The 23,965-nt window shown below is 59.0% G+C and carries 14 protein-coding genes and 3 pseudogenes; 10 read left to right on the plus strand and 7 right to left on the minus strand.

Annotated elements, in window-relative coordinates:
• Positions 1-482: 482 nt before the first annotated feature.
• Positions 483-692 (plus strand): annotated as a pseudogene (locus K3F49_RS32955) (integrase core domain-containing protein); the annotation flags it as partial.
• A gap of 92 nt (positions 693-784) precedes the next feature.
• Positions 785-3,166: a glycoside hydrolase family 127 protein gene (locus K3F49_RS32960; protein WP_234685044.1), complete on the plus strand. Its 2,382-nt coding sequence runs from the start codon at positions 785-787 to the stop codon at positions 3,164-3,166.
• Between the two features lie 53 nt (positions 3,167-3,219).
• Here K3F49_RS32960 and K3F49_RS32965 read toward each other — a convergent pair.
• Positions 3,220-3,330: pseudogene (locus K3F49_RS32965) on the minus strand (IS5/IS1182 family transposase); the annotation flags it as partial.
• A 953-nt stretch (positions 3,331-4,283) separates the two neighbouring features.
• Here K3F49_RS32965 and K3F49_RS32970 point away from each other — a divergent pair.
• Positions 4,284-6,095: a Ulp1 family isopeptidase gene (locus K3F49_RS32970; protein WP_234685045.1), complete on the plus strand. Its 1,812-nt coding sequence runs from the start codon at positions 4,284-4,286 to the stop codon at positions 6,093-6,095.
• A gap of 263 nt (positions 6,096-6,358) precedes the next feature.
• Here K3F49_RS32970 and K3F49_RS32975 read toward each other — a convergent pair.
• The 4 genes and pseudogenes from K3F49_RS32975 to K3F49_RS32990 form a co-directional block, all read right to left on the minus strand.
• Positions 6,359-7,664: pseudogene (locus tag K3F49_RS32975) on the minus strand (IS701 family transposase).
• A 114-nt stretch (positions 7,665-7,778) separates the two neighbouring features.
• Entirely contained in the window at positions 7,779-9,104 is a 1,326-nt protein-coding gene (locus K3F49_RS32980; protein ID WP_234685046.1) for a DUF3422 family protein, read from the minus strand.
• Positions 9,105-10,487: 1,383 nt separating this feature from the next.
• Complete coding sequence (locus tag K3F49_RS32985; protein ID WP_234685081.1) at positions 10,488-12,098, minus strand: esterase/lipase family protein; 1,611 nt, start codon at positions 12,096-12,098, stop codon at positions 10,488-10,490.
• A 5-nt stretch (positions 12,099-12,103) separates the two neighbouring features.
• A complete protein-coding gene (locus tag K3F49_RS32990) occupies positions 12,104-13,159 on the minus strand; it encodes a S1 family peptidase (protein WP_234685047.1) in 1,056 nt (351 codons plus the stop codon).
• Positions 13,160-13,342: 183 nt separating this feature from the next.
• Here K3F49_RS32990 and K3F49_RS32995 point away from each other — a divergent pair, with 183 nt between their 5' ends.
• Positions 13,343-13,660: a LysR substrate-binding domain-containing protein gene (locus K3F49_RS32995; protein WP_234685048.1), complete on the plus strand. Its 318-nt coding sequence runs from the start codon at positions 13,343-13,345 to the stop codon at positions 13,658-13,660.
• 198 nt (positions 13,661-13,858) lie between these two features.
• Here K3F49_RS32995 and K3F49_RS33000 read toward each other — a convergent pair whose 3' ends face one another.
• On the minus strand, positions 13,859-15,082 hold the full coding sequence (locus K3F49_RS33000) for an aminotransferase class V-fold PLP-dependent enzyme (RefSeq protein ID WP_234685049.1): 1,224 nt from the start codon (positions 15,080-15,082) through the stop codon (positions 13,859-13,861).
• A gap of 228 nt (positions 15,083-15,310) precedes the next feature.
• Between K3F49_RS33000 and K3F49_RS33005 the strand changes: the two genes are divergently transcribed.
• Positions 15,311-16,528, plus strand: a complete 1,218-nt coding sequence (locus tag K3F49_RS33005) for a diaminopropionate ammonia-lyase (RefSeq protein ID WP_234685050.1) — start codon at positions 15,311-15,313, stop codon at positions 16,526-16,528.
• Between the two features lie 21 nt (positions 16,529-16,549).
• Here the strand turns inward: K3F49_RS33005 and K3F49_RS33010 are convergent, their stop codons facing one another.
• Positions 16,550-17,032: an Lrp/AsnC family transcriptional regulator gene (locus tag K3F49_RS33010; protein WP_234685051.1), complete on the minus strand. Its 483-nt coding sequence runs from the start codon at positions 17,030-17,032 to the stop codon at positions 16,550-16,552.
• Positions 17,033-17,159: 127 nt separating this feature from the next.
• Between K3F49_RS33010 and K3F49_RS33015 the strand changes: the two genes are divergently transcribed.
• The 5 genes from K3F49_RS33015 to K3F49_RS33035 all read left to right on the plus strand — a co-directional run bounded on the left by K3F49_RS33015 (position 17,160) and on the right by K3F49_RS33035 (position 23,901).
• A complete protein-coding gene (locus tag K3F49_RS33015) occupies positions 17,160-18,275 on the plus strand; it encodes an ABC transporter substrate-binding protein (protein WP_234685052.1) in 1,116 nt (371 codons plus the stop codon).
• 66 nt (positions 18,276-18,341) lie between these two features.
• Positions 18,342-20,078: an ABC transporter permease subunit gene (locus K3F49_RS33020; protein WP_234685053.1), complete on the plus strand. Its 1,737-nt coding sequence runs from the start codon at positions 18,342-18,344 to the stop codon at positions 20,076-20,078.
• Positions 20,079-20,208: 130 nt separating this feature from the next.
• On the plus strand, positions 20,209-21,351 hold the full coding sequence (locus K3F49_RS33025; RefSeq protein ID WP_234685054.1) for a M24 family metallopeptidase: 1,143 nt from the start codon (positions 20,209-20,211) through the stop codon (positions 21,349-21,351).
• Positions 21,348-22,475, plus strand: coding sequence for an ABC transporter ATP-binding protein (locus K3F49_RS33030; RefSeq protein WP_234685055.1), 1,128 nt, complete (start codon positions 21,348-21,350; stop codon positions 22,473-22,475). Before K3F49_RS33025 ends, K3F49_RS33030 begins: the two co-directional genes overlap by 4 nt.
• 31 nt (positions 22,476-22,506) lie before the next feature.
• Positions 22,507-23,901 (plus strand): M20 family metallopeptidase, encoded by a 1,395-nt coding sequence (locus K3F49_RS33035; protein ID WP_234685056.1) that lies wholly within the window; start codon positions 22,507-22,509, stop codon positions 23,899-23,901.
• The last annotated feature ends 64 nt before the right edge of the window (positions 23,902-23,965 follow it).

The raw sequence follows: 23,965 nt of genomic DNA on the forward strand, positions 1-23,965 counted from the left end.
TATGACGTTCAGGGCTTTTGCGCAATGTATGACAGCAAGTTCGGCGATCTATTCGTGGAAGACTCCAATCTCGGCGCAAAGATCGATGTATTCTCTATGCTCTGCTCAATTTGCCGAGCTCTACAAGCTCGCGACAGAGATCACGGCGAGGCGTTGAATCTGACGCGCTCTGGATCCGTTGTCGGAGACCTGCCGCGCCGATGTCAGCCTTAAGACGACAATCGACCTGTTCACGACAAACAGGATCACAAAGCGCCTGCGATAGCAGCAATTTCCAATTCGGCACGCCACTTGCTCTATTCACGGCAACGTCACCGATCAGTCCGGAGGATTGGTGATGTAAGGCGGCTCAGTCGCGCAGTTCGCCGCCGAGGGCCTGATCCGCCGCCGGTTTGCTGGGACTGCGCTTGACATTGCTGCTCGGTAACAGCCGTTGCTCGGGTAGATGTCTTGGCATGGGAGTAAAGAAATGAGCTGCACGAGCCTGGCGCGACAATGTGTTCGTCCAGCGGCTGTGGCGCAGCGTCAAAATTCGAGGAGGTCTATCTGCGCGCCTAAGACACCGTGTCCGACGCCCGCGCCTCGATCCGCCGATACCTCGACTTTTACAATGGCCCACGTCCCCACTCGCGTCTTGGCGGCCCCCGGATCAAGCTTACTTCAACCCGCTGCCGTTCCGCGCGGCGACCTAACTCTGGCAGAAGCTCCACTTATCGACGCGGAATTGCCGTCCAGATAACCGCGACCACCTCAGTTTACCGTATTCCACAGGAGCTTGCCGGAAATGAGAAACAGTCGACGGGAGTGGATGGCAGGTGCGGCGACGACGGCCATCTGCGGGTTCCATCTTGAGGCGGGCGCAGCGACTGTCGGACCCAAACTTCCGCTGAAGGCCAACCCACTGCCGCTGACCGATGTGCGCCTTCGCCCGTCAAATTATGCAAGCGCGGTCGAGATCAACATCAAATTCCTACTCTCGCTCAGCCCGGATCGCCTGCTGCACAACTTCCGCAAGTACGCCGGGCTCGAACCCAAGGCGCCTATCTATGGCGGCTGGGAATCTGAGGCGATCGCGGGACACACTCTCGGCCACTACATGAGCGCTCTGGTGCTAGCCTGGCAGCAGACCGACAAGGCCGAGTGCCGCCGCCGCGCCGATTACATCGTCGACGAGGTCGCTCTCTGCCAGTCGAAGCGCAAGGACGGTTATGTCGGCGCACTCGGTCGAAAGGCAGGGGACGGCCGAATCATCGATGGTCAGGAAATCTTCAGAGAAATCGTGCGCGGCGAGATCAAGCCGGGCCGTTTCGAACTCAATGGTTCATGGGTCCCGCTTTACACCGTTCACAAAATACTAGCAGGGCTCCTGGACGTTCATGCGGCCTGGGACAATGCGACCGCCCTCAAGGTTGCCACTCTGCTTGGCAGCTACTTCGAGAAGGTCTTCGCTGCGCTGAACGATGAGCAGATGCAGGAGCTGCTTGTCTGTGAATACGGCGGTCTGAACGAGAGCTATGCAGAGCTCTATGCTCGCACCGGCGATCAGCGTTGGTTGAAGCTCGCCGAGCGTCTCTGCGACCGCGAGTTGCTCGATCCTCTTGTGGCGCGGGAGGACAAACTTTCCGGCTTTCACGCAAATACACAGGTTCCCAAGTTGATCGGCCTCGCGCGCATCCATGAGCTCACCGGCAAGGACGCTCCACGCGACGCCGCTCGGTTCTTCTGGGAGCGCGTAACCCGCCACCATAGCTATGTCATAGGCGGCAACTCCGATCACGAGTACTTTTTTGAGCCCGATACGATTGCGTTGCACCTCACAGAATCGACGTGCGAGCATTGCAACACGTACAACATGCTCAAGCTGACGCGACAGCTCTATTCCCGGGCCCCGAACGGTTCGTTTTTTGATTATTACGAGCGGGCGCATCTCAACCACGTCATGGCGACGCAGAACCCAGAGACGGGCGGCTTCACTTATCTGATGCCGATGATGAGCGGTGCTCCCCGCAGATATTCCAAGCCGGGAGAGGAGGTGTTCTGGTGCTGCGTCGGCACGGGGATGGAAAGCCATGCCAAGCACGGCGATTCCATCTTCTGGGAAGGACACGATACGCTGTTTGTCAATCTCTACATCCCCTCGACCGCTCAATGGCAAGCGAAAGGCGTCGCACTCACACTTGAGACCGATTACCCGTTTAGATCTGAGACCAAGCTCGTGTTTGATTCGGTGAAGCTAGATCGGTTCGCGGTAGCATTACGCATTCCAGGCTGGGCCAATGGCTGCGCGGAGATCACGGTCAACAGTGACCCAGTCCCCTCTACGCCGGTCAACGGCTATGCCGTGATCCACCGTTGTTGGAAAAAAGGCGACGTCGTCTCCCTCAGCATGCCGCTGGAACTTCGCCTCGAGACGGCTGAAGGTTCCCAGGATGTCCTCGCCGTCATGTACGGCCCCCTCGTTATGGCCGCGGATCTCGGCCCGGAAACGGAATGGACTGGCGTCGAACCCACCATGGTAGGGGAGAACCTACTGAGCGCCTTCGCGCCCATGGCTTCGGATCGCCCTCGCTTTCGGGCGCAGGGTATCGTTCGCCCCGCAGACCTTACATTCCTGCCGTTCTACAGCCAGTACGATCGGCGCAGCGCGGTTTACTTCAAGCACTTCACCGAATCGGGTTGGAAGCAAGAGGAAACTGCCCTTGTTGCGGAGCAGGCGCGCCAGAACGACATCGCTGCCCGTTCGATTGACGTTATGCACCTCGGCAAAATGCAGTCCGAACGTGACCATGTCCTGACCTCCCACATCTCGTATCCGGTCACCCACCGTGGTCGCCAAGGGCGCGATGCCCGCTCTGGCGGCTATTTCGAGTTCACGATGAAAGTGATACCCAGCCCGCTGCTGCTGCAGGCCAGCTACTGGGGCGGGGCGCGTTTGCGCACGTTCGACATCCTCGTCGACGGCGTGAAGATCGCGACGCAGAAGCTGGACCAAAATGCACCCGGCAAGTTTTTCGACGTCGATTACCCGCTGCCCAGCAAGCTGACCAGGGACAAGGAGAGCGTCAAAGTGCGCTTCGCACCCCATCACCTCAGCTCGGCTGGACCCGTGTTCGGCGTCCGTTTATTGACGGTCAAGGTTCCGAAACATAACGAGCGTGCCCCATAGATGCGGTGGAGGCAAAGCCGAAGGAGGCTATTCTCAAAAGTTCGAGGTTCGCACTCCACGAACATCCGATTGTCGCGGCCCGTCGAACCCTTCTGGTCGGGCCGACCTATGATCAGCGGCGCGATCCGTTCCCACGCCGCATCGCTCAGAACCAAACGATCCATCAACACCCAAGACTGCCTCCCCAAAGCAGTCTTGAATCTGACTTGCTCCCAAAGGGGAATCCCTAGAGCCCACACCACCTAGCCCCACTATCTAGTGGACGACGATCTGGTGGGCCGGAAAAATCTCAAACTGAAGCACGACAGATTTTTCAAGTCTTCGGATTGCTAGCTTTGGGGGCGCCGCTGGCAGCGCCGGTTCCAGGACGTCAGCCTCTCGTCAGGTTGCGACGGTAGCCTGTCCAGTCGAACGAGGTCGCGATGGATCCGAACAGATTCAATACTTTCCCTTCCGACCGGCAAGATGGGTATCACCCCGCCTTGGCGGAGCAACAGTCAGGTCAGGGGAGGCAAGCGGACGAGGCTGCGCATCGGAGCTTTGAGCAACGCTTGGACGAGGTGCAACAAGCCGATGCCGCTCCAGTCCCAGCGGCGCCCGCGCCTCGAGACCGATACACCCCCAATCTGTCTAATGAAGACGCCTCCCTGATCGACAATGCCATTCGGTCAGCGGGTGAACGCCGGGGGCTGAGCGCGGCAACGGTCGTTGGTTATGTAGCCTTTCTTCGTCGGCTTGGGGAGGACCTCGCACGTAATGGGCAATCGATTTCTGCGCTCGATGACGATTCGCTGGCAGCCCACGCTAATAAATTCGATGACACGAGAGTTGCTGCCTTGCGCTATCTTCGGGAGTATCTTGAACCCGGTGCTACATTAGGCCGTTCCCAGCGTGGGCGGCGCCCGGGGGGCAACGGAGTATTCCAGCGGAAGACCAGGCCCTCATCGAGGCCGCAGCTCGTAGCAGCAAGCGACCCGCAACGGCGGTTGAGGTCTATAGTTGCAGCCTTCGCATATTTTCTGAAGCGCTTAACCGCGAGGGCCACGGAATTGCCAGGCTAGATCACGAGTCACGCATCAAGCGCGCCAAAGAGCTGCGTCCGAACGACAGAAGCCTCTTGACCGCGTTGAAGATGATTAACGACTTTCAACGCGCGGAGCGCCCATCCGGCGCAAGTAGCTCATGGCATCTTGGTCTTTATCCCGAAGACGCCGCCATCATAGACGGAGCGCTCGGCCAAGCCTTGAACAATCTTGAGCTAAGGAAGTCTGCCCAGCAGCGGGCTGCACGTCTTCATGCCCTGGGTGCGTGGCTTAAAGAAAATGGCAGGGAGAGCATGGCTGGCCGACTTAACCGCTCCGACAAGGAGGATTTTGCGCTGCGCGACGATGTGCTTGCATTCAAACTGACTGGAAGCAGACTCTATGATCCCGATTTGGCGCATCTTCGGAACTCCTTAAAACTCGTCGAGGCGAACCATGCTCTAGAGCTAGAAGCCCGCGAGCAGCCGGCTTTGCCGTCCGGGCTGGGCGCTGGGCAGCCCAGCCCGTCGCAGGCGCTTCCCGCAACCCCAGCCAGCCCGAGCGAGGGAGCTTGGGCTTTGTTGAGGAAGGAGATGCAAGAACGCGCGTCACCGTCAACTGCCAGGGCTCCCTCAGACACTTACGCCGGCCTTGAGCCGTTTGTTGACCTGAATGCTCCGACGCCATCCGAATTGCACGACGACGCTCATTTTTCGCCAGCGCACGCTGCCGGGACTCGCTCAGACACCTACGCCGGTCTTGAGCCTCTCGTTGATCTGAACGGGCCGACGCCATCCGAATTGGACGACGAGGTTGATTCTGCGCGGGCATTTCCGGCCCTCCCCTGCGATGCTCAGATCAGAGGTTTGGACCCGACAGCGCGTTCCCGAGGTCCCGGGCTGGTGCCTCCGCAGAATGCGCCAGCTCCCTCATCAGATATCTACCGCGGTCTTCAGTCTTTCGTTGATCTGCCGTACACGCCGCAGGAGATGCGTGACGATGCTCAGTCCGCGCCGGTGCTTAGCCCTGCCGGCAGACCCTCGCTCTTCATCGGGCAATCAGGCGCGCCTCAAAAGCTGCAGGATATCTGGCATCTCCTGGACGCCCAGCATTGGCAGCATGGCTCCCAGCCGGTGCCGGATGCCCTGCTCGGTGTGCTGAATAATAACGGGTTGCTGCCGACCCAGTTCAGCGGCCCAACGCAGGTCTTGATCAACGGTGAGACCTACTCGATCGCATTGGGGCCGCGAGGACGCGGTGCGCAATTCATCCATCATCCTCACCCGTCCCCGGTCCCGCGTGCTCAGATCGGCCCTTCGGTTACCGGAGCCTCTTCCGTCAACCACAGCGGACGCGTGCTGGGTCCTAGGCAGTGGCTGGGTGACGAGCATATCGAGCGGGACTATGACCTCCTGAGGCGGGAGTTGCAGGAGAGCAATCCGGATCTCGCCGCCCGGATGCGGTTCGTGGATCCTCTGATAGCCCAAATGTTGCGGTCAGGCTCCAACGAGGGCGCGGAACGCGCATTCGGGTGGATTCGCGGTGATAAAGCCGACTTCCTGTTCCTGCCCGTAAGCGATGCCAGCGCTGCGGATGGAGAGCGGCGCGGCAGTCACTGGTCGCTGCTGCTGGTTGACCGCCGCGATCGGGCAAGACCGGTTGCCTATCACTATGATTCCGCTCGGGGATACAATGACAGACCCGCGGCAATGCTCGCAGCACAGGTGGGAGCCAACCTGCAAGACGCTCCCATAAGCCAGCAGAGAAACACCTATGATTGCGGCGTCTTTGTCGTGGACGGCACGCGGGAGCTGGTTAGGCGATTGGCGGAAAGATACCCAGACCCCCTGAACCTCAACGACCTCCGCATCAATCGCCCGGCACTGCAAAACCGTCTCAGGGGCTGATGTCGGCTTCAACTGAATAGGGCGCGCGCAGCTGGTTGGAAACGCGACTTCTCGCCGATCAAAGGTCAGCAATCGGCGTGTTCGCAGAGCATCATGGTGTCTCACGCTGAAGCCGGAGCTAGCTAATCTTACTGCGTCATAAATTTCGATAGCTACTTTGACTTGAGATTGCCGTGATGCAACAAGGGCATCGAGATAGTGTGACGACGAGAGCAGCGCTCAACTTTCTTCGGATGGTCGCAATCGAATTTGGGACGTGCCGTTCAGGCCGCAATGGCGGATGCCCTCGGCCGATAATTTTCGGGAATGGTAGCTCCCTTGAAGATTTTGGTGGAGGCTGTTTCTGAGCGGGAAATCGTTTCTCGCTCCGAGACCAGGAATCCGTAAGCGGCGATGCACAGTGTTGCGTGATGGTGAAAGCCACGCACAGCTTCGCCCCTCGAAGTGGGCAAGGCCAACCTCCTGTTTAAGGTCATGGTAGTCGCACTCAATGCGCCAGCGCAGCTTTGCGATATCGACGAGCTGACGAAATCCAATGTTGGCCGGAAGCGTTGAAAACCAATATTTGGTCGGCGCTTCCTCGCCCTCTGGCCACTCGATCAGAAGCCATTCCTCCGGCCGGCTTTCGGCGAGCCAGTAATCTCGATGTGCCGGACGGACGCGCACACGGGCAAACCGCAAAGACAACCGTTCTGCCGCACCCTCACGCCACGTGATCTTGTGCCAAGCTTGCGCTGGCAGACCGATCGCAAGCTTCTTGACCGAAGTCGGTTGGTGTTTGCTATCGCGCCGTAGCAGTTTTGGAGGTCGTCCGTTCCCCGACCATTCCTTCGGCGGCCGCGGTCCAGTTCCGGGCGCCCATACCGAGGTTTGTGGCAAGATGCCGGCCACATAGCTCAGGCCCAGTTCGGTAATGCTCCCACGCAGAGCGGTGTCGCTGCCATAGCCGGCGTCCATCAGGACCACGCCGCGCGGTAAGCCCACCGCACAGGCCCAGCGCAAATGATCAAGTGCAATTGCCGGCTTGGTCTTGAAGGTGATTTCCTTGGGGACTCCAGCTTTGCGCCGACGTACACGGTCCGTCACCCACTCCCTTGGTAGATAGAGCCGATAGGCCACCGGCAAGCTCGCATGGTGGTTCGCAAGCGAAAGCGTCACGGCAACCTGACAATTGTCTTGCTTGCCCAACTGACCGCAATATTGTCGTGCAACCCCGACCGAATGCCGCGCCTTCTTAGGAAAGCCCGTATCATCGATGATCCAAGCTTCGATCTCTCCGTGCCGTTCGATGCTCGGCAGCACTAACTCACCGATCTTGGCCAGCACTTGCTGATCCGACCAGTCGCCTTGACCAACAAAATGCAACAACGCCTGGTGTTGCGCGGCTGTCCGCTCAGGAGCCGTCATCGCCGCCATCGGCTCGACACTCTTGCGATCGGATGGCATCACCAGCCCAGTGCAATAATCGCGAAGCGGTTTGGCTCGTCCCGCATGTCCGATCACGCCCGCAAGGCCCGCAATATATGCCGAAAACCGCGACCCTACGTCTCCCGATTTTGACGGACTCATCTCAGCCTCCGCATGCTGAAAAGTGAGCCTTCTCAAATATATGATTCCTGTCGACCGTCGCACCACGGCTATGCGAGCCTCGTAGGACGGACGCACTGTTTCTCTCAAGGAGCTTTAGTCGCGAGCCACCGAGGGCGCGTCGTCGTGCTTGAGGTGTCGCTTCCGGATGTTGTAACTCACCAGCCAGATCACGCCGACCGCGATCGGCACGAAGGCTGCGGTTAGGAACGAGGGCTCTACACGCAGTCCGACGTCGTGCGCGCCCTTGGCCAGATAGCTAAACAGGCTGACCACGTAATATCCGATCGCCCCGACCGACAATCCTTCGACCGTGCACTGCATCCGAAGTTGCTGCCTCGCGCGCTCGTTGATAGCGTGCAAGAGGTCACGATTCTGTCGTTCAATTTCGACGTCGACACGGGTTCGCAACAGATCGGCGGTACGCGCGAGCTTGACCGACAGGGCCGCCTGACGATCCTCCACGGTCGCGCAAGTTCGCATCGCAGGCGCCATGCGGCGCGCCAGAAACGACGACCAGGTCGGATAGCCCGAGACGTCGTTGCCTTCAATGATTGACAATCGCGATTGGACCAGCTCGTTATAGGCCCTGCTGGCGCCGAAGCGAAACAGGCTGCCGGTCGCGCCTCTTTCGAAGGAGGCGGCCAACGCCGTCAGCTCGGCAAGCAGATGGTTGTTGAATTGCAGCCCTGCACCGCTTTGCATTTTTTCGAGCGCCTCGACAAGACGGCGGTCGATGCGATCAACAGACGGTGCAAGCTCAAGGGCCGCCGACAGGCCAAGCAGCGCCAAAGGACGGTAGGTCTCGATTTCCAGGAGCCGTTGCACCAGCGCTCCGAGATCGTGCGACATCAACCCGAGGTCGCAGACGAGGATTTTCGTGAAGCCTTTTTCGTCCACGCGGAAGTCTGAGGCGGCAACGCCTGCACCGCTCTTTGTGGCGACCATGGCCAGGCTATTCTTATCAAAAATCTGTTCGGCCCGCTTGGTCGGCGAAGCGTCCTGCTCCACGTCTAACCTGATCGCGACCAGCAATTGTCCGGACTGCCGCAACGCGCGGATCAGCGATCGGACGGCATCATCAACTTTGTCGAATTGGTGAGCGGCAGGACCATTTGCGTTAGTCCAGAACCAGGTGAATGTCGTAAATTCCGAATGCTGCTCCCAGCGTAGCGTCGCGGGACCGATGACAATCTGATGATGTTTCGCCGATTGCGCAGGCGGCGGAAGATTGCGCTCCAGGCAGAAATCGATAAAACGGCAGCGATCGCTTGCGGCCGCCTCGCCCTGCGCAAGAAAAGCCAAGTGGATCACGCTGAATGGCGAAACAAGGCGCGTGAAAGGGCGCGCGTGCACTTCGCCGAGCACGGCGTCGCGTTGCGGATGTGGCGTGAAGGTTCGCAGATCCAGTTCATCGATCATGTATTGACGCCTCGCTTCAGAGTGAGCAAGCAACCGTCAGCCTTGACGCGGGAGGCATTGGCGGTGCTGGAAAACGGGTGCGCGGCAAGGCACCGATCAAGTCACGTTAACGATCGATCCCGAGGTCGCCTTCAGCTCGAGAAAGTGCTCTTGCGGGAGCAGGATCAGGCCGAGCAGATTGAGCCGGAACAGCCTCATCCCGCTTTCGACTGACGCCGTCAAAGACGTCTGCGGGGTACGGTCCGCTGTCTATGGCGAAATGCCGGTATTGTGGATTAATGCTTCTAGCGGTGCGCCAGCAAGCCGTTCCCCGACCTCGGGGGCGGCGTGCGACACCGTCCGACGAAGGCCTAGAACGACGTGGGCATGGTTGTCTGTCTCCGAATCCCACGGACATCGCCCACCACCGAAGGATTGCCGCGTGCAAGTGAAGATACCCCAGCCATCTTCTGAAAACAGGTTTCCGGTGAGGCCGTGGCAAGCAGAAGCGTCTTCCGTTCTCCCAGCGCGGACAGGCGACCTCCGGTGCGGCAACCGCATTATCGATTGACAGATCGATGCCCAAACGCGACTCCCATCTTGTTGCTGCCGCCCAACTTCCTGGCGCGGAGAGCCGGTGCAGGATTTGGGCCAGCACTGTTGAAGGGGCACGCTCGCGTCTTTCTTGGCGCAATGTGGTTTTCGAAGACAGTCGGAGACGGGTTTCAGACATGAAGCGCGCTTGTATTCTGACAGAATGCCCACGTGAGGCAGGCCACAGGGAATTGCCTGTTCCGCAAGATGATGGCTCGCCGGCCGCTGCCATTGTCTCAGCGGCCACGCTGTGGTCGGATTTGTCGATCCAGAGCCCGGAGAGTGACCGCGCCCGGACCCGCGCGGCAGGGCTTAGCGATGGGCTCATAACGTCACATCGAGTGATGTTGACTTGATCACGCACCCAGAGCGCTCGCCTTCCTCGTCTTTGAAGCGACACTCAGAGCAGCACCAGCCTCGCGGCTCGACCGAATATCGCAGGGAGGCAGATACGTGCGTAAGTGATCGACCAAATAGCGGCGGATCGCAGATACGGCCGACAGCCCAAGTCATCGGGCGTATTGCTCGAGTACGGCCTCTTCGATGGATTGATCGGCCGAAGACCGGCTGAAGCCTCGACCACCTATGGCGCAACAGCGGCGTCACAACTTTCATCTCCCCACCGAGCGCCGCTTCTAAAGAGACCGAGCGTTGGATGGCTATCGAGCGGAGAGGTTGGAGTACGCAAGCAGGTTGGAGCCGATGTCTACAAATTGCCATGCGACCTCGGAGACTGGTCGGCCGCTATTGAGGATGTCCGAATCAGCCGGTAGCTGCTTAGCGGCCGCACCAGCTTAGTTGTTTCGCAAACTACGGTTTGGCCAGCAAAGAGAGGTGGTCGGAGGCACTCGGCCCGAATCTTCCGAATTTTAACTCGACATCAAGGCGGCCTTCGCCTTCTACCTTGATCGATCGGGCAACGTACTCGAACTGCGTCATTGATCCGTCCAATCGTCGCGACGTCGACTTTACGTCCACTCGGGTGACTTCCGCTCCGTTCAGGGTGACCGTGAGGAACGCTGGCGGGGCGACTGCGTCGTCGGGAGCTGAGAGCGAAAGTATGCCCGTGGCGATAAAGCCGTCCGACGAAGTGTCGTCCTCCGAGAGCTCGACCGAGACAAAGTCGATCGGCAATCTTGCGGAAGGTCCCAATTGGCGGCCGATCTCCACGGTCGGAATTGTCGCGCTGAAGTCGCTAGAAGCCATTTCGCATCGAAATAGGATAGTTTCGAGCTTGGCGTGGGCGTTCTCGTCGTTGAAGAGACTCATGTGTGGCGTGAAGGAGAGAAAGCCGCCACCGGGGTTGCCGGAGGTGGCGCTACGGAGGGAAACCGTTCCGTCGCCCCGCCGTTCGACGTAGAGCATTTTGCCCGATCCTATCGTGACGCTCTGGCGCGTGCCGTTCCTGTCGCCGGCGAAGGTGAACAGCCCCTCGGGTGATGGCCCGGGGCAGGTTGTAGCGTTACGGATGTGCTTCGGAAAACCGCCTTCAACGATGGTCTTGAGGTCTGCCGCGGATTTCAGGGCCTGGGAGATACGTTCGGAAGAAATGCCGCTCCTCACGAGATCGAAGGGCACGACGGAAAAGTCGGCCGGATCGAGCAGGTTCAGCGACCGCACACTTGGCCCGTCGGTAGACACGCAGCAATTTTCGTAGGTCGGCAGCAGCTCGTAAAGGGAAGGCCAGGACATAAGAGTTCGCATTATGGTGTCACTGCCGCCGATCAGCCAGCGCGAGGCTCGTCCCCACCCCAGAAAGGGCGTGGCGACGGCGGTCACCGATCCCCAAAAGGGTGTTCCCATCGTTACGACGGTTTTTACGCGGCAAGACTTCGGAAAGTCACATTTTCCTTCCGAGTTCGGAGGCGCGTCGTATTTCGTGGTGTAGATGAGAGACACTAGGCCGCCCATGCTGTGTGCAAGGATATCGAATTCCTTTCCAGCCAATTCGGGTTTGCTTTTGACGAATGTATCCAGGTCGGCCGCGGTGTCGAAATTGCTACGTCGCCAATCGTAGGGGAAAACGAAAAGGTTCTTTTGCTCGCCAAACCGGTGGTAGCCGAGAGACTCGAGAAAAGACCAAAGAGGGGCGTACACGTCGGCCTTCAAAGGGCCTAAGGCGACAAATTGGTTCAGGGTGCCACAGCTTGTTCTGTAGTCGTCGTTCGAGTTGTTTGGGTCGCATGTGTCGGCCGCTGAGATCTTTCGGGGGCCGTCCGCGATGCGTAGGGTTTCCAAGTGACGCAGTCCGTCGAGTGTACCCCAGGCAAGCTTGCCATCGATCCATAATTCCGACCCTGCGATCCCAGGGATGATGATCAGGGGACGAGGCGGAGGCACGTGCGGCTGAGTGCTTCGGTTCCCGGCCGCGTAGCAGCCGTCTACCCAAAGGTAGACCATCAGAATGGCTGCGAGTTTCATAACGGTCAATTGGGCAGCTTTTCTGGATTGGGAGGAAGAGGGCACTTATCGGTAAGTGCGAGCTTGAATGTCGGTCCGGAACGATAGCGAAGCTGGCAGTAGAATTTGTACTGGGATTCACGCACGATGTAGCTGCCGTCTCTCCAGCCGGTAAAGAACCGCTGATCCACATTGCCGTGGTTTTCTATCGAGATGTCTTCACCTGGATGCGAGTTCATCTCCGACGACCTTAGCGATCCGCAGAAGCCCTCACTGGTGGATCCGCCTCTGAGCCAGTCAGATTCGGTGCGCGGCCCGAGCATGTCGCGGTCATAACGCTCGACGCCGTGACTAGGATCGCGGCACGCGACCGCGCATGCCCCGAGGACGAAGTTTCTTAGCTCGCTGGCCGGCGTGAAGAAGCTTTCCGAGCTGATACCGACCGATTGGCCTCCCTTTAACACGCCGACCAAACGCCAGTTATCCTGGTTCTCGACGAGAAATACCGGGCCGCCACTAAAACCGGATCTCGTCTGAGCCGACAATCGCCGAAGCTTACCGTCTTCTGGTTGTCCTTCGTTGAGGACACCGACGTTTAGTTCGAGGCGAGGCACGTCTGTGCCCTCGCTGTTGAGTATGCCAGCCACGTTCAGTTGCGTCCCAACCTTATCGGCTTCGGCGGCCGGGCACGTGCTTAGTCCTCGCCGCGGCAGACCTTCGAATTCGAGTAGGGCGGAGTCCTTGTCCGGAACGCTTTTTTGAACGCTCGCACGCCTGATCTCGGTCAATAACCCGGTTTGCTGATCTCTGAACCTTATGACGACGGTGACGTCGGCGAGACCAAAATCAGTTTTAGCCCATCCTTCGGGTGGCGTCGCTACGACATGATTTGCGGTGACCACGTTTCTGCTGGTGCCGACGACGAACCCGGTCCCGTTGCGCTCAACGGTGGTTCCGTTGGCCACTTTTCCACGCACGGCCACCATGACGATCGCGTTCGTGACATCGTCACGAGTGTCTGCCGCAGTAGCCGGCAGCGACAACATCGATCCCAGGACGATCAGGGGTAAAACGAGCCGCACGCCCGTCTCCTCGGTTGAGGGTGAACAATGGCTATCGGGGTGAGATGCTATCCCGCAAATTTGGTGAGGTGAAGTATCTAGTTTACTCACGCCATGATTGCGTACATACTTTGGCTTTGATCGTGCCGGCCGATTTTACGAGATCATTATGCCGAAGATCATTCGACCGATGATCATGTTTTCGTGGACTACATTACCGACATGATCGAAATCTCCGCACTGAAATGGCTGCAGGACACCATCGGCCAGAGGCGCGTCGTTTTCCGCATCACCAGTCCCCTTGTCCAATTGGACGCCGTCAGGCGCGGCTCCGGGATTGGAATGTTTCCCACCTATCTGGCGGCCTCTGAGCCTACCCTAAGGCGCGTACTGGCGGTTGAGGCAAGAACGAATCGCGAGTTTTGGCTTGCCATCCACGAAGAGTTAGGGCGCGTCCCCAGGATGGCAGCGGTTTTTGATTTCATTGCTGAAATATTCGCCGCAAACAAGTTTCTAAGCTAGTGCGACCAGAGCACCGCAGCCATTTGTGAAGCGATGGTCGCCGCTCTAGCTTCTTCGAGGCCTCGACTGCTGACGGAAATTGAAGGAGTTGGCGAGCCGCGATCCGAACGGGCGAACTATCGATAAGCCGCCAACACGCTGAGTTCTAGGTCGCCAACTGAACGTCTCAGGCCAATCGGCGCCGGTTGCAATGTACGGTTATGCGGCGATCCCCCTGACCGCTGACGCGAGAGTGTGAACCTCCTCAATCGTATTGTAGTAGTGTGGGGATGCGCGAACGATGTCCGGGAGGCCTCTCCGCGCTGCGTCCAACGGTGTACTTGTTGGTGGCGAGACCGACAGGTTGATCTTCTGCCTTGCAAGGCTGCGCATGACCTCGCGTGCGACCGTATTGCGAAGCGTGAATGACACGATTGAAGCGGGACGTTCTCCAAGATCGTAAAGCAACACCCCAGGGACCGCGCCAAGTGCTGCTCGCAATTCATTCGCAAGCTGTCGGCAACGTCGTTCGATCCTCTCGACGCCAATTGAAAGCGCGTAGTCAGCAGCGATCCCAAGTCCAAGTCGCGCCGCATAATTCGTTTCCCACGTCTCGAATCGTCGTGCGTCGGACCTAAGTTCGTAGCGCTCAGGTCCAACCAAAGGTGCGCCGAACAGGTCGATCATGGCCGGTTCAATGTCCTTCAGGAAATCGTCGCGCATATAGAGGAAGCCTGTTCCGCGCGGACCGCGCAAGAATTTCCGGCCTGTTGCCGTGAGCATGTCGCAACCAAGTGCACGGACGTCGACCGGGATCTGCCCAACAGCCTGGCACGCATCCAGCAGGTAGGGAACACCATGAGCGCGCGCGATGCGTCCCACGGCTTCAGCCGGGTTCACCAGGCCGCCGTTGGTCGGTATCCACGTGATGGCGATCAGTCGTACGTGCTCATCGATCATGCGCTCGAGCGCCTGCGGGTCGAGAACCTGATTTGCATCGTCGGGTATAACCTCGACCCGTGCGCCGGTACGGCGGGCGACCTGCAAGAACGCGACATAGTTTGCCGCAAACTCTGCGGAGGTGGTGAGAATTCGGTCTCCAGGGCCAAAATGGAGCGAGTAAAAGGCGCGTTGCCATGCCAGAGTCGCGTTCTCGGCCAGCGCGATTTCTTCCCGCTTTGAACCGACGAGTCGGGCGATGCTGTCGTACACATCTTCTAGACGTCCGGTGCTTTCGGCGCTCGCCTCGTAGCCGCCAATTTCAGCTTCTCGCTGAAGGTATGCGACCATGCCATCGACGACAGGCCTCGGCATCAACGCGGCGCCCGCATTGTTGAGATGGATTCGATGTGCAACGCCTGGCGTATCTGCTCGCAAACGATCGACTTCGGCGTCTGAAAGATCCTCGATCGAGCTTGCGGGTTGCTCCCGATTATCCTGCATCAGAGGTCCCTTCTTCACGACGGCGGTGGAATGACAGATTGGTCGGCGCTACCGGTCTTCGATCAGCAAATCTTTGGAAATATACCTGACACGAGAGCCCAAACCCGCCATTTTAGGATCAACAACGCCGAATTCTTTCATGGATCGGGTCAAAGTTTCCACCAAACGGCTTTGTGGGTCGGCAAAGTGCGATCCGAAGATCGTACTTGCTCGCCAGGAGGTTTGACCTTGGTACTCCCTTTGAAGCCCGCGGGAACCCCGGCGGAGACGCTCGCCAATCATCGGCCCGTTCTGCTGCGCAATCGTTCACCCGGCGTGAAACAGGCTCCTTGGTGGTGCGACCGCAACGCAGGAGATGAGCCTCTCCGTCTCCTTCAAGCCTGCCCGCGCTATGCTCCGACCGATCTGATTTCTCTGCCGCGTACCGCCGAAAGGCTGGGTCTTGGCGAAATCTGGATCAAGGATGAGACACAGCGGCTTGGCATAAGCAGCTTCAAGGGGCTCGGCGGAGCCTACGCAGTGCTGAAGCTCGCAATGAAGCACGTTGAGAGACGGACTGGACGCACGATTCTGCCTGCAGAGTTGTTGGAGCCTGGCGTGCGATCTATGCTTTCAGAGCTCACATTTTCATGTGCTTCGGACGGCAACCATGGCCGTTCGGTGTCGGCCGGAGCGAGGCTCATCGGAGCGCGGGCCGTCGTATATCTCCACGCGGGTGTGAGCGACGAGCGGGCCGCTCATATCTCGCGGCTCGGCGCTGCGATCGTGCGGGTGGCCGGAGACTATAACGAGTCCGTCGAGGCTGCGGCCAAGGCTGCCTCGCAGGACGGTTGGATTGCTGTCCCGGATACAGTCGGCCCGGGGGAGGACGACACTGCTTGCACGTTTGTGGTCCAGGGGTATGCGATACTGATCGACGAAATCGTTGCAGCAACGGCAGGACAGTCAAAGCCGTTTACGCATGTTCTGGTTCAGGCTGGTGTAGGAGGCCTTGCAGCAAGCGTGTTCGCCCATGGCTCGGCGCGGGGTCTATTCGGGCGCGATACCCATCTCTGGATCGTGGAGCCCGAGCGGTCGGCCTGTCTTTATGAAAGCGCCCGAGCCAAGATGCCCGTGCGGCTTCCGCCGGGGCCCGCGACGAACATGTCGATGCTCGAATGCCAAAGCCCATCGTTGTTGGTTTGGCCGATCATCGAAGAGCTGACCAGCGGCTACATCACGGTAACGGACGAAGAGGCCGCGGACGCGGTACGTTTGCTTGATGAGGGCGTTTCAGGCGATCGGCGTCTTCGCGTCGGAGAGTCGGGAGCGGCGGGATTGGCAGGGCTCTTACGCGCGGTCGAAGAGAAGGACCGAAAGGGGCTTGGGCTCGATCAGTCCGCCAAGGTTCTGCTATTCGCGACGGAAGGCCCTACTGATCTGTCGGTTTGGAGCGGAAACCAGTAGGCAGGAGCAAAGCGCTGCCAGTCAGGATACGTCAAGATTGATGCGGGTGGTGAACTTGACCGTCTGCATCGACACGTATGTGTTGAACGACTTGATGTTCTTGTCGGGAAAGAATGCTCGTTCGGTGAAAGCCCCGTACTCCTCCATCGAGCCCGTGTTGACGACCAGAATGAAATCAGCCGAACCGGTGACGTAGTAGCACTGCGTAACCTCGGGATAGGCGCTCATCCGATTCTTGAAGGTGTCTAGAAGATCGAGGTGCTCTTGCTCGAGCGCCACCAGCACGATCGACGTGACCCGTGCCCCCGCGACCGAAGGCGATATGATCGAAACGTCGGACATGATCGCCCCGTTCTCGCGCAATCGTCTTAGCCGACGCAGGCAAGAAGTTGGTGAAAGTCCGACGCGCTCGGCGAGCTCCTCAGAAGTCTGCTGATTGTTCTCCTGCAGAAGCATGAGCAGCTTCAGATCGAGGCGATCTAGATCGGCGCGCGCGACAGCCATTTAAAATTCTTTAACTTTGCAGTTTTCTGGCATCAAGCGTGGCAAAACGGCGAATTTCGTCACCAGCCTGTCGCATTATATGCACGAGGCCAGATTGAGCAAGTACTGGCCACAAAACGGAGGGAACATGGTGGATATCGTCAGACGCAAGCTGCTGCAGGGCACCGCTTTGGCTGGGGGTCTGGCGGCCACGCGCTCGCTGTTGCCCGCCCCCGCGATTGCACAGATTTCCAAGGGCACCGGTGAGGTCGTTGTCTACGACGGCGGCGGGTCGTGGGGCGAGGCCAAGCGGATCGCCTATTTCGAGCCCTTTGAGAAAGAGACCGGCATCAAGGTTATCGCGCAACCGCGCACCGATACGGGAGCGGTGCGCGCGAGCGTGTTGGCCGGCGCCCCCCGATACGACGTAACGATCCTTCCTGGCGGCAAGGCCCCGACTTTCGAGCGGGACAATCTTCTGCTTCCGATCGACTACGGCTACTTCAACAAGGCAGACCTCGACGCGTTCAGTCCAGTCAAGGTCGGCAAGTTCACCGTGCCCGCAATCATCTATTCGCTGTTCATTGCGTATGATGCATCGAAGTTTGCATCCGATGCGCCGAACTCGTGGGCGGATGTGTGGGACGCCCAAAAATTTGCGGGACGGCGTTCGCTCATGGCAGGAACGTGGGCCTCGGACGGCGGCACGTTCGAAGCAGCTCTGATGGCGGATGGCGTTGATCCGTCGAAGCTCTATCCACTTGATTGGGATCGCGCGTTCAAGAGCCTCAGCCGGGTCAAGCCGAGCATCCTGAAATGGTGGAATAACGGTGCGGAAGCTCCGCAGATGATCATTGATAAGTTGATCACGGCCGGTAGCGCCTGGAACGGTCGGGTTTCGGCAGCCAACGAGCAGGGCGCCAAGATCGGCTATACCTGGAATCAGGGAATGCTGCAGTACGACACCTGGGTGGTCCTGAAAGGCACCAAGAACGCGGACAACGCATTCAAGTTTCTCGCGTTCTCAGCGCGAGCCGAGAATCAGGCGAAGTTCGTCCAACACATTCTCTACGCGCCACCGAACTCGCGTGCATTCGACTTTGTGCCGTCTGAAAGGGCGAAATTCCTGCCCACCTCGCCCGAAGCACGGAAGCTGCAATTCGTCCAGGATTACGAATTCTGGAACACCGTGGGCTCCAATGGCAAGGCCAACAATGAAATTGCCGTCGCTCAATGGGAGCGTTGGATTTCCGGCGCACGGTAGGTCAAGATGGTGGATGCGAGTGTGGCCATGCCGCATAGGAGATACACATTAGGACGGGGGCGCCTGGTGCCCGTCCTTCTTCTCTTGCCGATCGTGATCCTGTTCTCGATCGGCTACGTCGTGCCGCTTGCGCAACTCGTGCTCAAGAGCCTGCAGCTCGATGGTGCCTGGTCGCTCAAGAGCTATGTCGAGATCGCCAACTCGCCGGCGTTTCTATGGATCGTCCTCAGGACACTCGCACTCGCCGCGACCGTGACGCTCGTCTGCCTGCTCATTGCTTATCCGCTCGCTTATGCCATATCGAAATGTCCCCCGCGCCCAGCGGCGTTTCTTCTGCTCATTGTCACGCTTCCATATATAACGAGTGTCCTGATCAGAACGTACGCATGGATCGTGCTGCTCAGCCCCAACGGGCCGATCAACCAGCTGTTCTTGCGCCTCGGCCTCATTTCCGAGCCATTGCAAATGGTGTTCAATTCGATTGGCGTCTACGTCGGCATGGTGCAGGTCCAACTGCCGCTCATGGTCTTTCCCCTCTATGCCGTGCTGGCGCGGGTTAATCCAAGTCTTGCAAAAGCGGCACAAAGCCTCGGAAGTCCTCCTACCGACGCATTTTTGAGGATCACGCTGCCATCCTCGATGCCAGGCGTGATTAGCGGCTGCACGCTCGTCTTTCTGTCCAGTCTCGGGTTCTATATTACGCCAGAGCTTCTTGGTGGGCCTGACAGCTATCTGATCGCTCAGGGCATTAGCCTGCGCGTGCTGATCTTGGGTAATTTTGATGAAGCCGCAGCCCAATCATCGATCTTGATGCTGATGGTGATCGTGGTCTTCCTCATATTTCGTCAGCGGATTGCGGAAGAACTCGATGATCGCCCGCACAACAACGTCCCTCCGACCGGCACGTCGACATCCGGTCTCTCCACGCAGCGGCCGATCCTGGAGCGGTTGACGGCGATCTTGCATGGCCCGTCGTTGAGGCTGCATCAGGCGTTCACGGTCGTCCGCCGACCCTTGCTGTACGTTAGCGCGGCGCTAGCGCTGCTTTTTCTGGTACTGCCTTTCGTGGCCGTAATTCCTCTTGCCTTCAGCGATGCACCATACCTCACCTTTCCGCCGCCCGGCTACTCACTGCGGTGGTTCTCAAGTCTGCTCAAAAATACCCAATGGCTCGATGCCCTAAGCTTCAGCCTGAGATGGGCAGGACTGTCCGCTCTTTTGAGCTTGGCGATTGGTGTTCCCGCCGCCTTCGCTCTCGTGCGGTACCGCTTCCCCGCGCGCGTGCCTGTCTATCTTCTCTTGATTTCCCCGCTGATCGTTCCTCATGTCGTAATTGCAGTCTCCCTCTTCTTCGCGCTCGCCGGATCCTCGCTGATCGGCAATCCGCTGGCATTTGCCCTCAGCTACACGATCATTGGCACACCATATGCGGTCGTCGTCATGATCGCAGGGCTCAAGCGCTTCAATCGCACCCTCGAGTTGGCTGCCGCGAGTCTAGGCTCGAGCCCTCTCGCGACGCTGAGAACAGTGACGCTCCCATTGCTGTTGCCGACGCTAGCGAGCGCAGCAATCTTCGCTTTCATCGTGGGATTCGATGACGTCGTGTTCGGTCTATTCCTGAGCGGGCCTACGGCGACGCCTTTGCCCATGAGAATGTGGGACAACATCCGCCTGGAAATCAGTCCCCAGATAGCCGTCATTGCCGTTCTGTTTCTCATCGTGCTTGCGCTTCTGCTGCTTCTGCGGCTGTTCGTCGGCGCGGTTGTTCAAGGCCGTCGGCCGCAGGAAAGCCTCCATCCTTGAGTGAAGGAGATGAACGGATCGCGCTTGCGACATTGTTCATCCTAACGAGAAAGCCAATGACGCCTTTCCTGAAGCAGTCCACTCGAGCCAATCTGGGTCGAGGTCTCAAAATCGCAACGGAGCATCGATCATGAGCCGCGATCTCACATTCTCCGTCGAGGAGTACAAGCGTCGGTGTGAGGCCGTCAGGAAGTTGATGGCGGAGCGTCGTCTTGACTGCGTCATCTTCGACGAGCCAGAGATGATGTCGTGGCTCTCGGGCTATACGGTCTCCGAGAATCTCTGGCGAGCGTGCATCGTGCCGGCATCGTCCGAACCGTTTCTGCTGGTGCGCAAGCTTGATATGCCCCCGGCGCGGCAGCGCACGTGGATGGACAACATTGTGGGCTTTGGTGATTGGGACGATCCGCTGGCGGTGCTGGTCAGCACCTTGCGGGAAAAGGGTTCGGGACCTGCCCGGATCGGCGTTGAGTTTCAATCCAACTCGTTTACGATCCAAAGATTGCAGTCGCTTCGCAAGCTCTTGCCGGACTCCGAGTTTTGTGATCTTGAGCGTTCGGGATGGGATCTCAGGCGATGCAAGTCGTCGGAAGAGATCGCGCATATGTCGCGTGCGGGTTCGCTCTTGGACGCGGCCTTCGAGGCGGCTGTCAAGGAGGTGGCAAGCGGCAAGAGTCAGCGTGATATCGCTGCCGCTGCCGCCGCCGCTTACTATCGGCTTGGGTTCGACGACGGCTTTGTTGGGCCTCTCAATGTCGGATCGGGCTGGGATTCGCTGCATGGATTCCTCGCAGAGCGGCCGCTGGCCGAGGGCGATATCGTTCATATCGAGCTCTTACCGCGTTTGCGATTCTATACGGTGCGGATCATGCGATCAGTCATCGTCGGACGCGCAACCGGCGAGCAGCGAGCTGCGGCCCAGACTCTGATTGCGCTGCAAGATCGCCAAATCGCCGCGCTACGGCCTGGCGCGATTGCCGCTGACGTTGACCGCATCGTGCGCGAAGGGGTTGTCGCAGCCGGGTTGCGCGAGACGTACGATAACATCACCGGGTACACACTCGGTACCGCTCCGCTCGTGTCCCAGCACACGAGTGACCTATATCGCTGTTTCACGCCTCGTTCAGATTGGGTCATCGAGGAAGGAATGGTCTTTCACATGTACACGTCCGCTGCTGGTCTTGCCTTCAGCGAATCCGTCGTGGTGACTAGTTCGGGTGGGAAGCGATTGACCTCAATACCGCGCAAGATATTCGAGACGGAGCCGAAATGAGCGTCAGCACAGCAATTGTGAACGAAAAGGCAATGTCGGGTGCAGCTGCGGCAAACAATCAACGTGGCTCCGTCTCGGTCAAGTCGTTGACCAAGATGTTTGGTCCGGTTAAGGCGGTCGACGACGTATCACTGTCCATCCAGCCAGGCGAGTTCGTCGCGTTGCTTGGATCGAGCGGATCAGGAAAGTCAACTTTGCTGATGATGATCGCCGGGTTCGAAGCGTCGTCATCCGGCGATATCATGCTCGACGGCGTACGGATTAATGATGTTCCGAGCTATCGTCGCGGCTTCGGCATGGTCTTTCAGAGCTACGCTTTGTTTCCCCATATGACCATCGCTGAGAACATCGCCTATCCACTGCGGCGCCGGGGCCTACGTGGCGGAGACGTCGAGCGTGAAGTCGCAAAAGCCCTGAAGCTCGTTGCACTTGACGGATATGGTGCGCGACTTCCAAGCCAGTTGTCGGGGGGGCAGCAGCAGCGTGTCGCGCTGGCCCGCGCTCTCGTCTTCCGTCCGCCGCTGTTGCTCATGGATGAGCCGCTCGGAGCCCTCGATCGCAAGCTCAGGCAGCAACTTCAAATGGAGATCAAGCTGATCCATAAGGAGGTTGGTAGCACCATCATTTTCGTGACCCACGATCAGGAGGAAGCGCTGTCCATGGCCGATCGCGTTGCGGTCCTCGAGGGAGGCCGCTTACAGCAGTGTGGGACACCGCGTGAGCTATACGAGCATCCGGCGACTGCTTTTGTCGCGGATTTCATCGGCGAGATGAACTTTCTGCCGGTCGAGTTACGGCGGTCTGCAGGCGAGGTCTGTGCCCGCAGCGCTGATCTTGGGGTTGAGGTTGTGCAGAAGGCCACTCAGGTGCTCACGTCCGGCGATCGAGGGTTCCTGGCCGTTCGCCCGGAGTATGTCGATCTGACACCCGACGAGCGCGCCACCGCGATGGTTTTGGAATCTGCCTACACGGGCACGAACCAGAGCGTGCTCGTGCAGGTGGGATCCATTCGATTGACAGCCCGGACTTCGGTGAGCCCCGGACGGCCGCTGTTCCAATCCGGTCAACGGGTCCGCGTTGAGATCGAGGCTGCGCATACCCGCGTGTTTCCGGCCGCCCGCTGAGCTCCCTTTGGCTTGCAAGGAGCTGCCCGAAATGAGCCGGAACGCCGCAATCTCGCGCGCGAGAAGCCATCTCGATTCCGGGGACTTCGAGACCGTGCTCTCGCGGCTCGTCGCGATTCCCTCAGAAAGCCAGAACCCGGAGCGAACACTTCAGATTGTTGAGTATCTCGACCAACTCCGCTGCCTGCTTGAAGAGCTCGGCTGCGATTGCCAGCACTTGACGGCTGCAGGCGCGGACTTCCTGTATGCAGAGCGCAGAGAAGATGGAGCATTGCTGACGGTGCTCGGATATGGGCACGGCGATGTGGTTCGAGGAATGGATGACTCGTGGGCTGCAGGAATGTCACCTTGGCGCCTCGCAAAGCTCAAAGATCGCTGGTACGGCCGTGGTGTCGCAGACAACAAGGGACAGCATGCCATCAATATTGCCAGCCTCCGCGCTGTCCTCGAGACGAGAGGTCGGCTCGGGTTCAACCTGAAATACCTCATCGAGATGGGCGAAGAGGTCGATTCGCCCGGCCTCCGCGAACTATGCACGATGCACAAGAAGCTGCTCCGCGCCGATCTCTTCATGGCGTCTGACGGACCCCGACTCTCCGAGCATCGGCCAACCATATTTCTGGGCTCGCGCGGATGTGTCACCTTCGACATCTCAATCGACGCGCGCGAGAGCCCACAGCATTCCGGAAATTGGGGCGGTTTGCTTTCCGATCCTGCAATCCAGCTCGCGCACGCCCTGGCGACGATCGTCTCTCCGAGCGGCCGCATCCTGATTCCAGAATGGCTGCCAATCGGGCTGCCTGAGTCCGTCCGGAGAGTGCTTGCCGATTGTGTCGTTGACGGGGGACTTGGCGGGCCTGAGATCGATCCGGCTTGGGGCGAGCCGGGATTGACTCCGGCAGAGCAGGTGTATGGCTGGTGCTCGTTTGACGTTCTCGCCTTCAGTTGCGGAAATCCGCAGGCGCCGGTCAACGCCATTCCCCCAAGTGCCTGGGCGCGCTGTCAGCTTCGTTTCGTCGTCGGCGTTGATCACGAGGACATTTTGCCGGCGCTTCGGCGACACCTCGCGACGTCCGGTCTCGACATGGTCCAGGTGACACTTAGCCCCGACGATGGCGTTTTTCTTGCCACGCGCCTCGATCCTTCGGATCCCTGGGCCGGGTGGGCCCAAGCTTCGATCGCTCGGACGACACAGAAATCGCCGGCGATCTTGCCCAATTTCGCAGGATCGCTTCCGAACGACATCTTTGCCAACGTACTGAAATTGCCGACGTTGTGGGTACCACACGCCTATCCTGGATGCCGGCAACATGCAGCCAACGAGCACCTGCCGATCGGACTCGCGCGTGAAGCTCTGGAGATTATGGCGGGGCTATATTGGGATCTTGGTGAGCCAGATACCCTGCCTTCAGTGCGACGAGGATGAACTGATCGGCTGCGCTTTGCTCGTGCCTGTGGGCCGGGTGATCGCATTTCCGCGAAGGCCCTTG

It is taken from the genome of Bradyrhizobium monzae (assembly GCF_021458635.1).
In the GTDB taxonomy this organism is placed as follows: Bacteria; Pseudomonadota; Alphaproteobacteria; order Rhizobiales; family Xanthobacteraceae; genus Bradyrhizobium.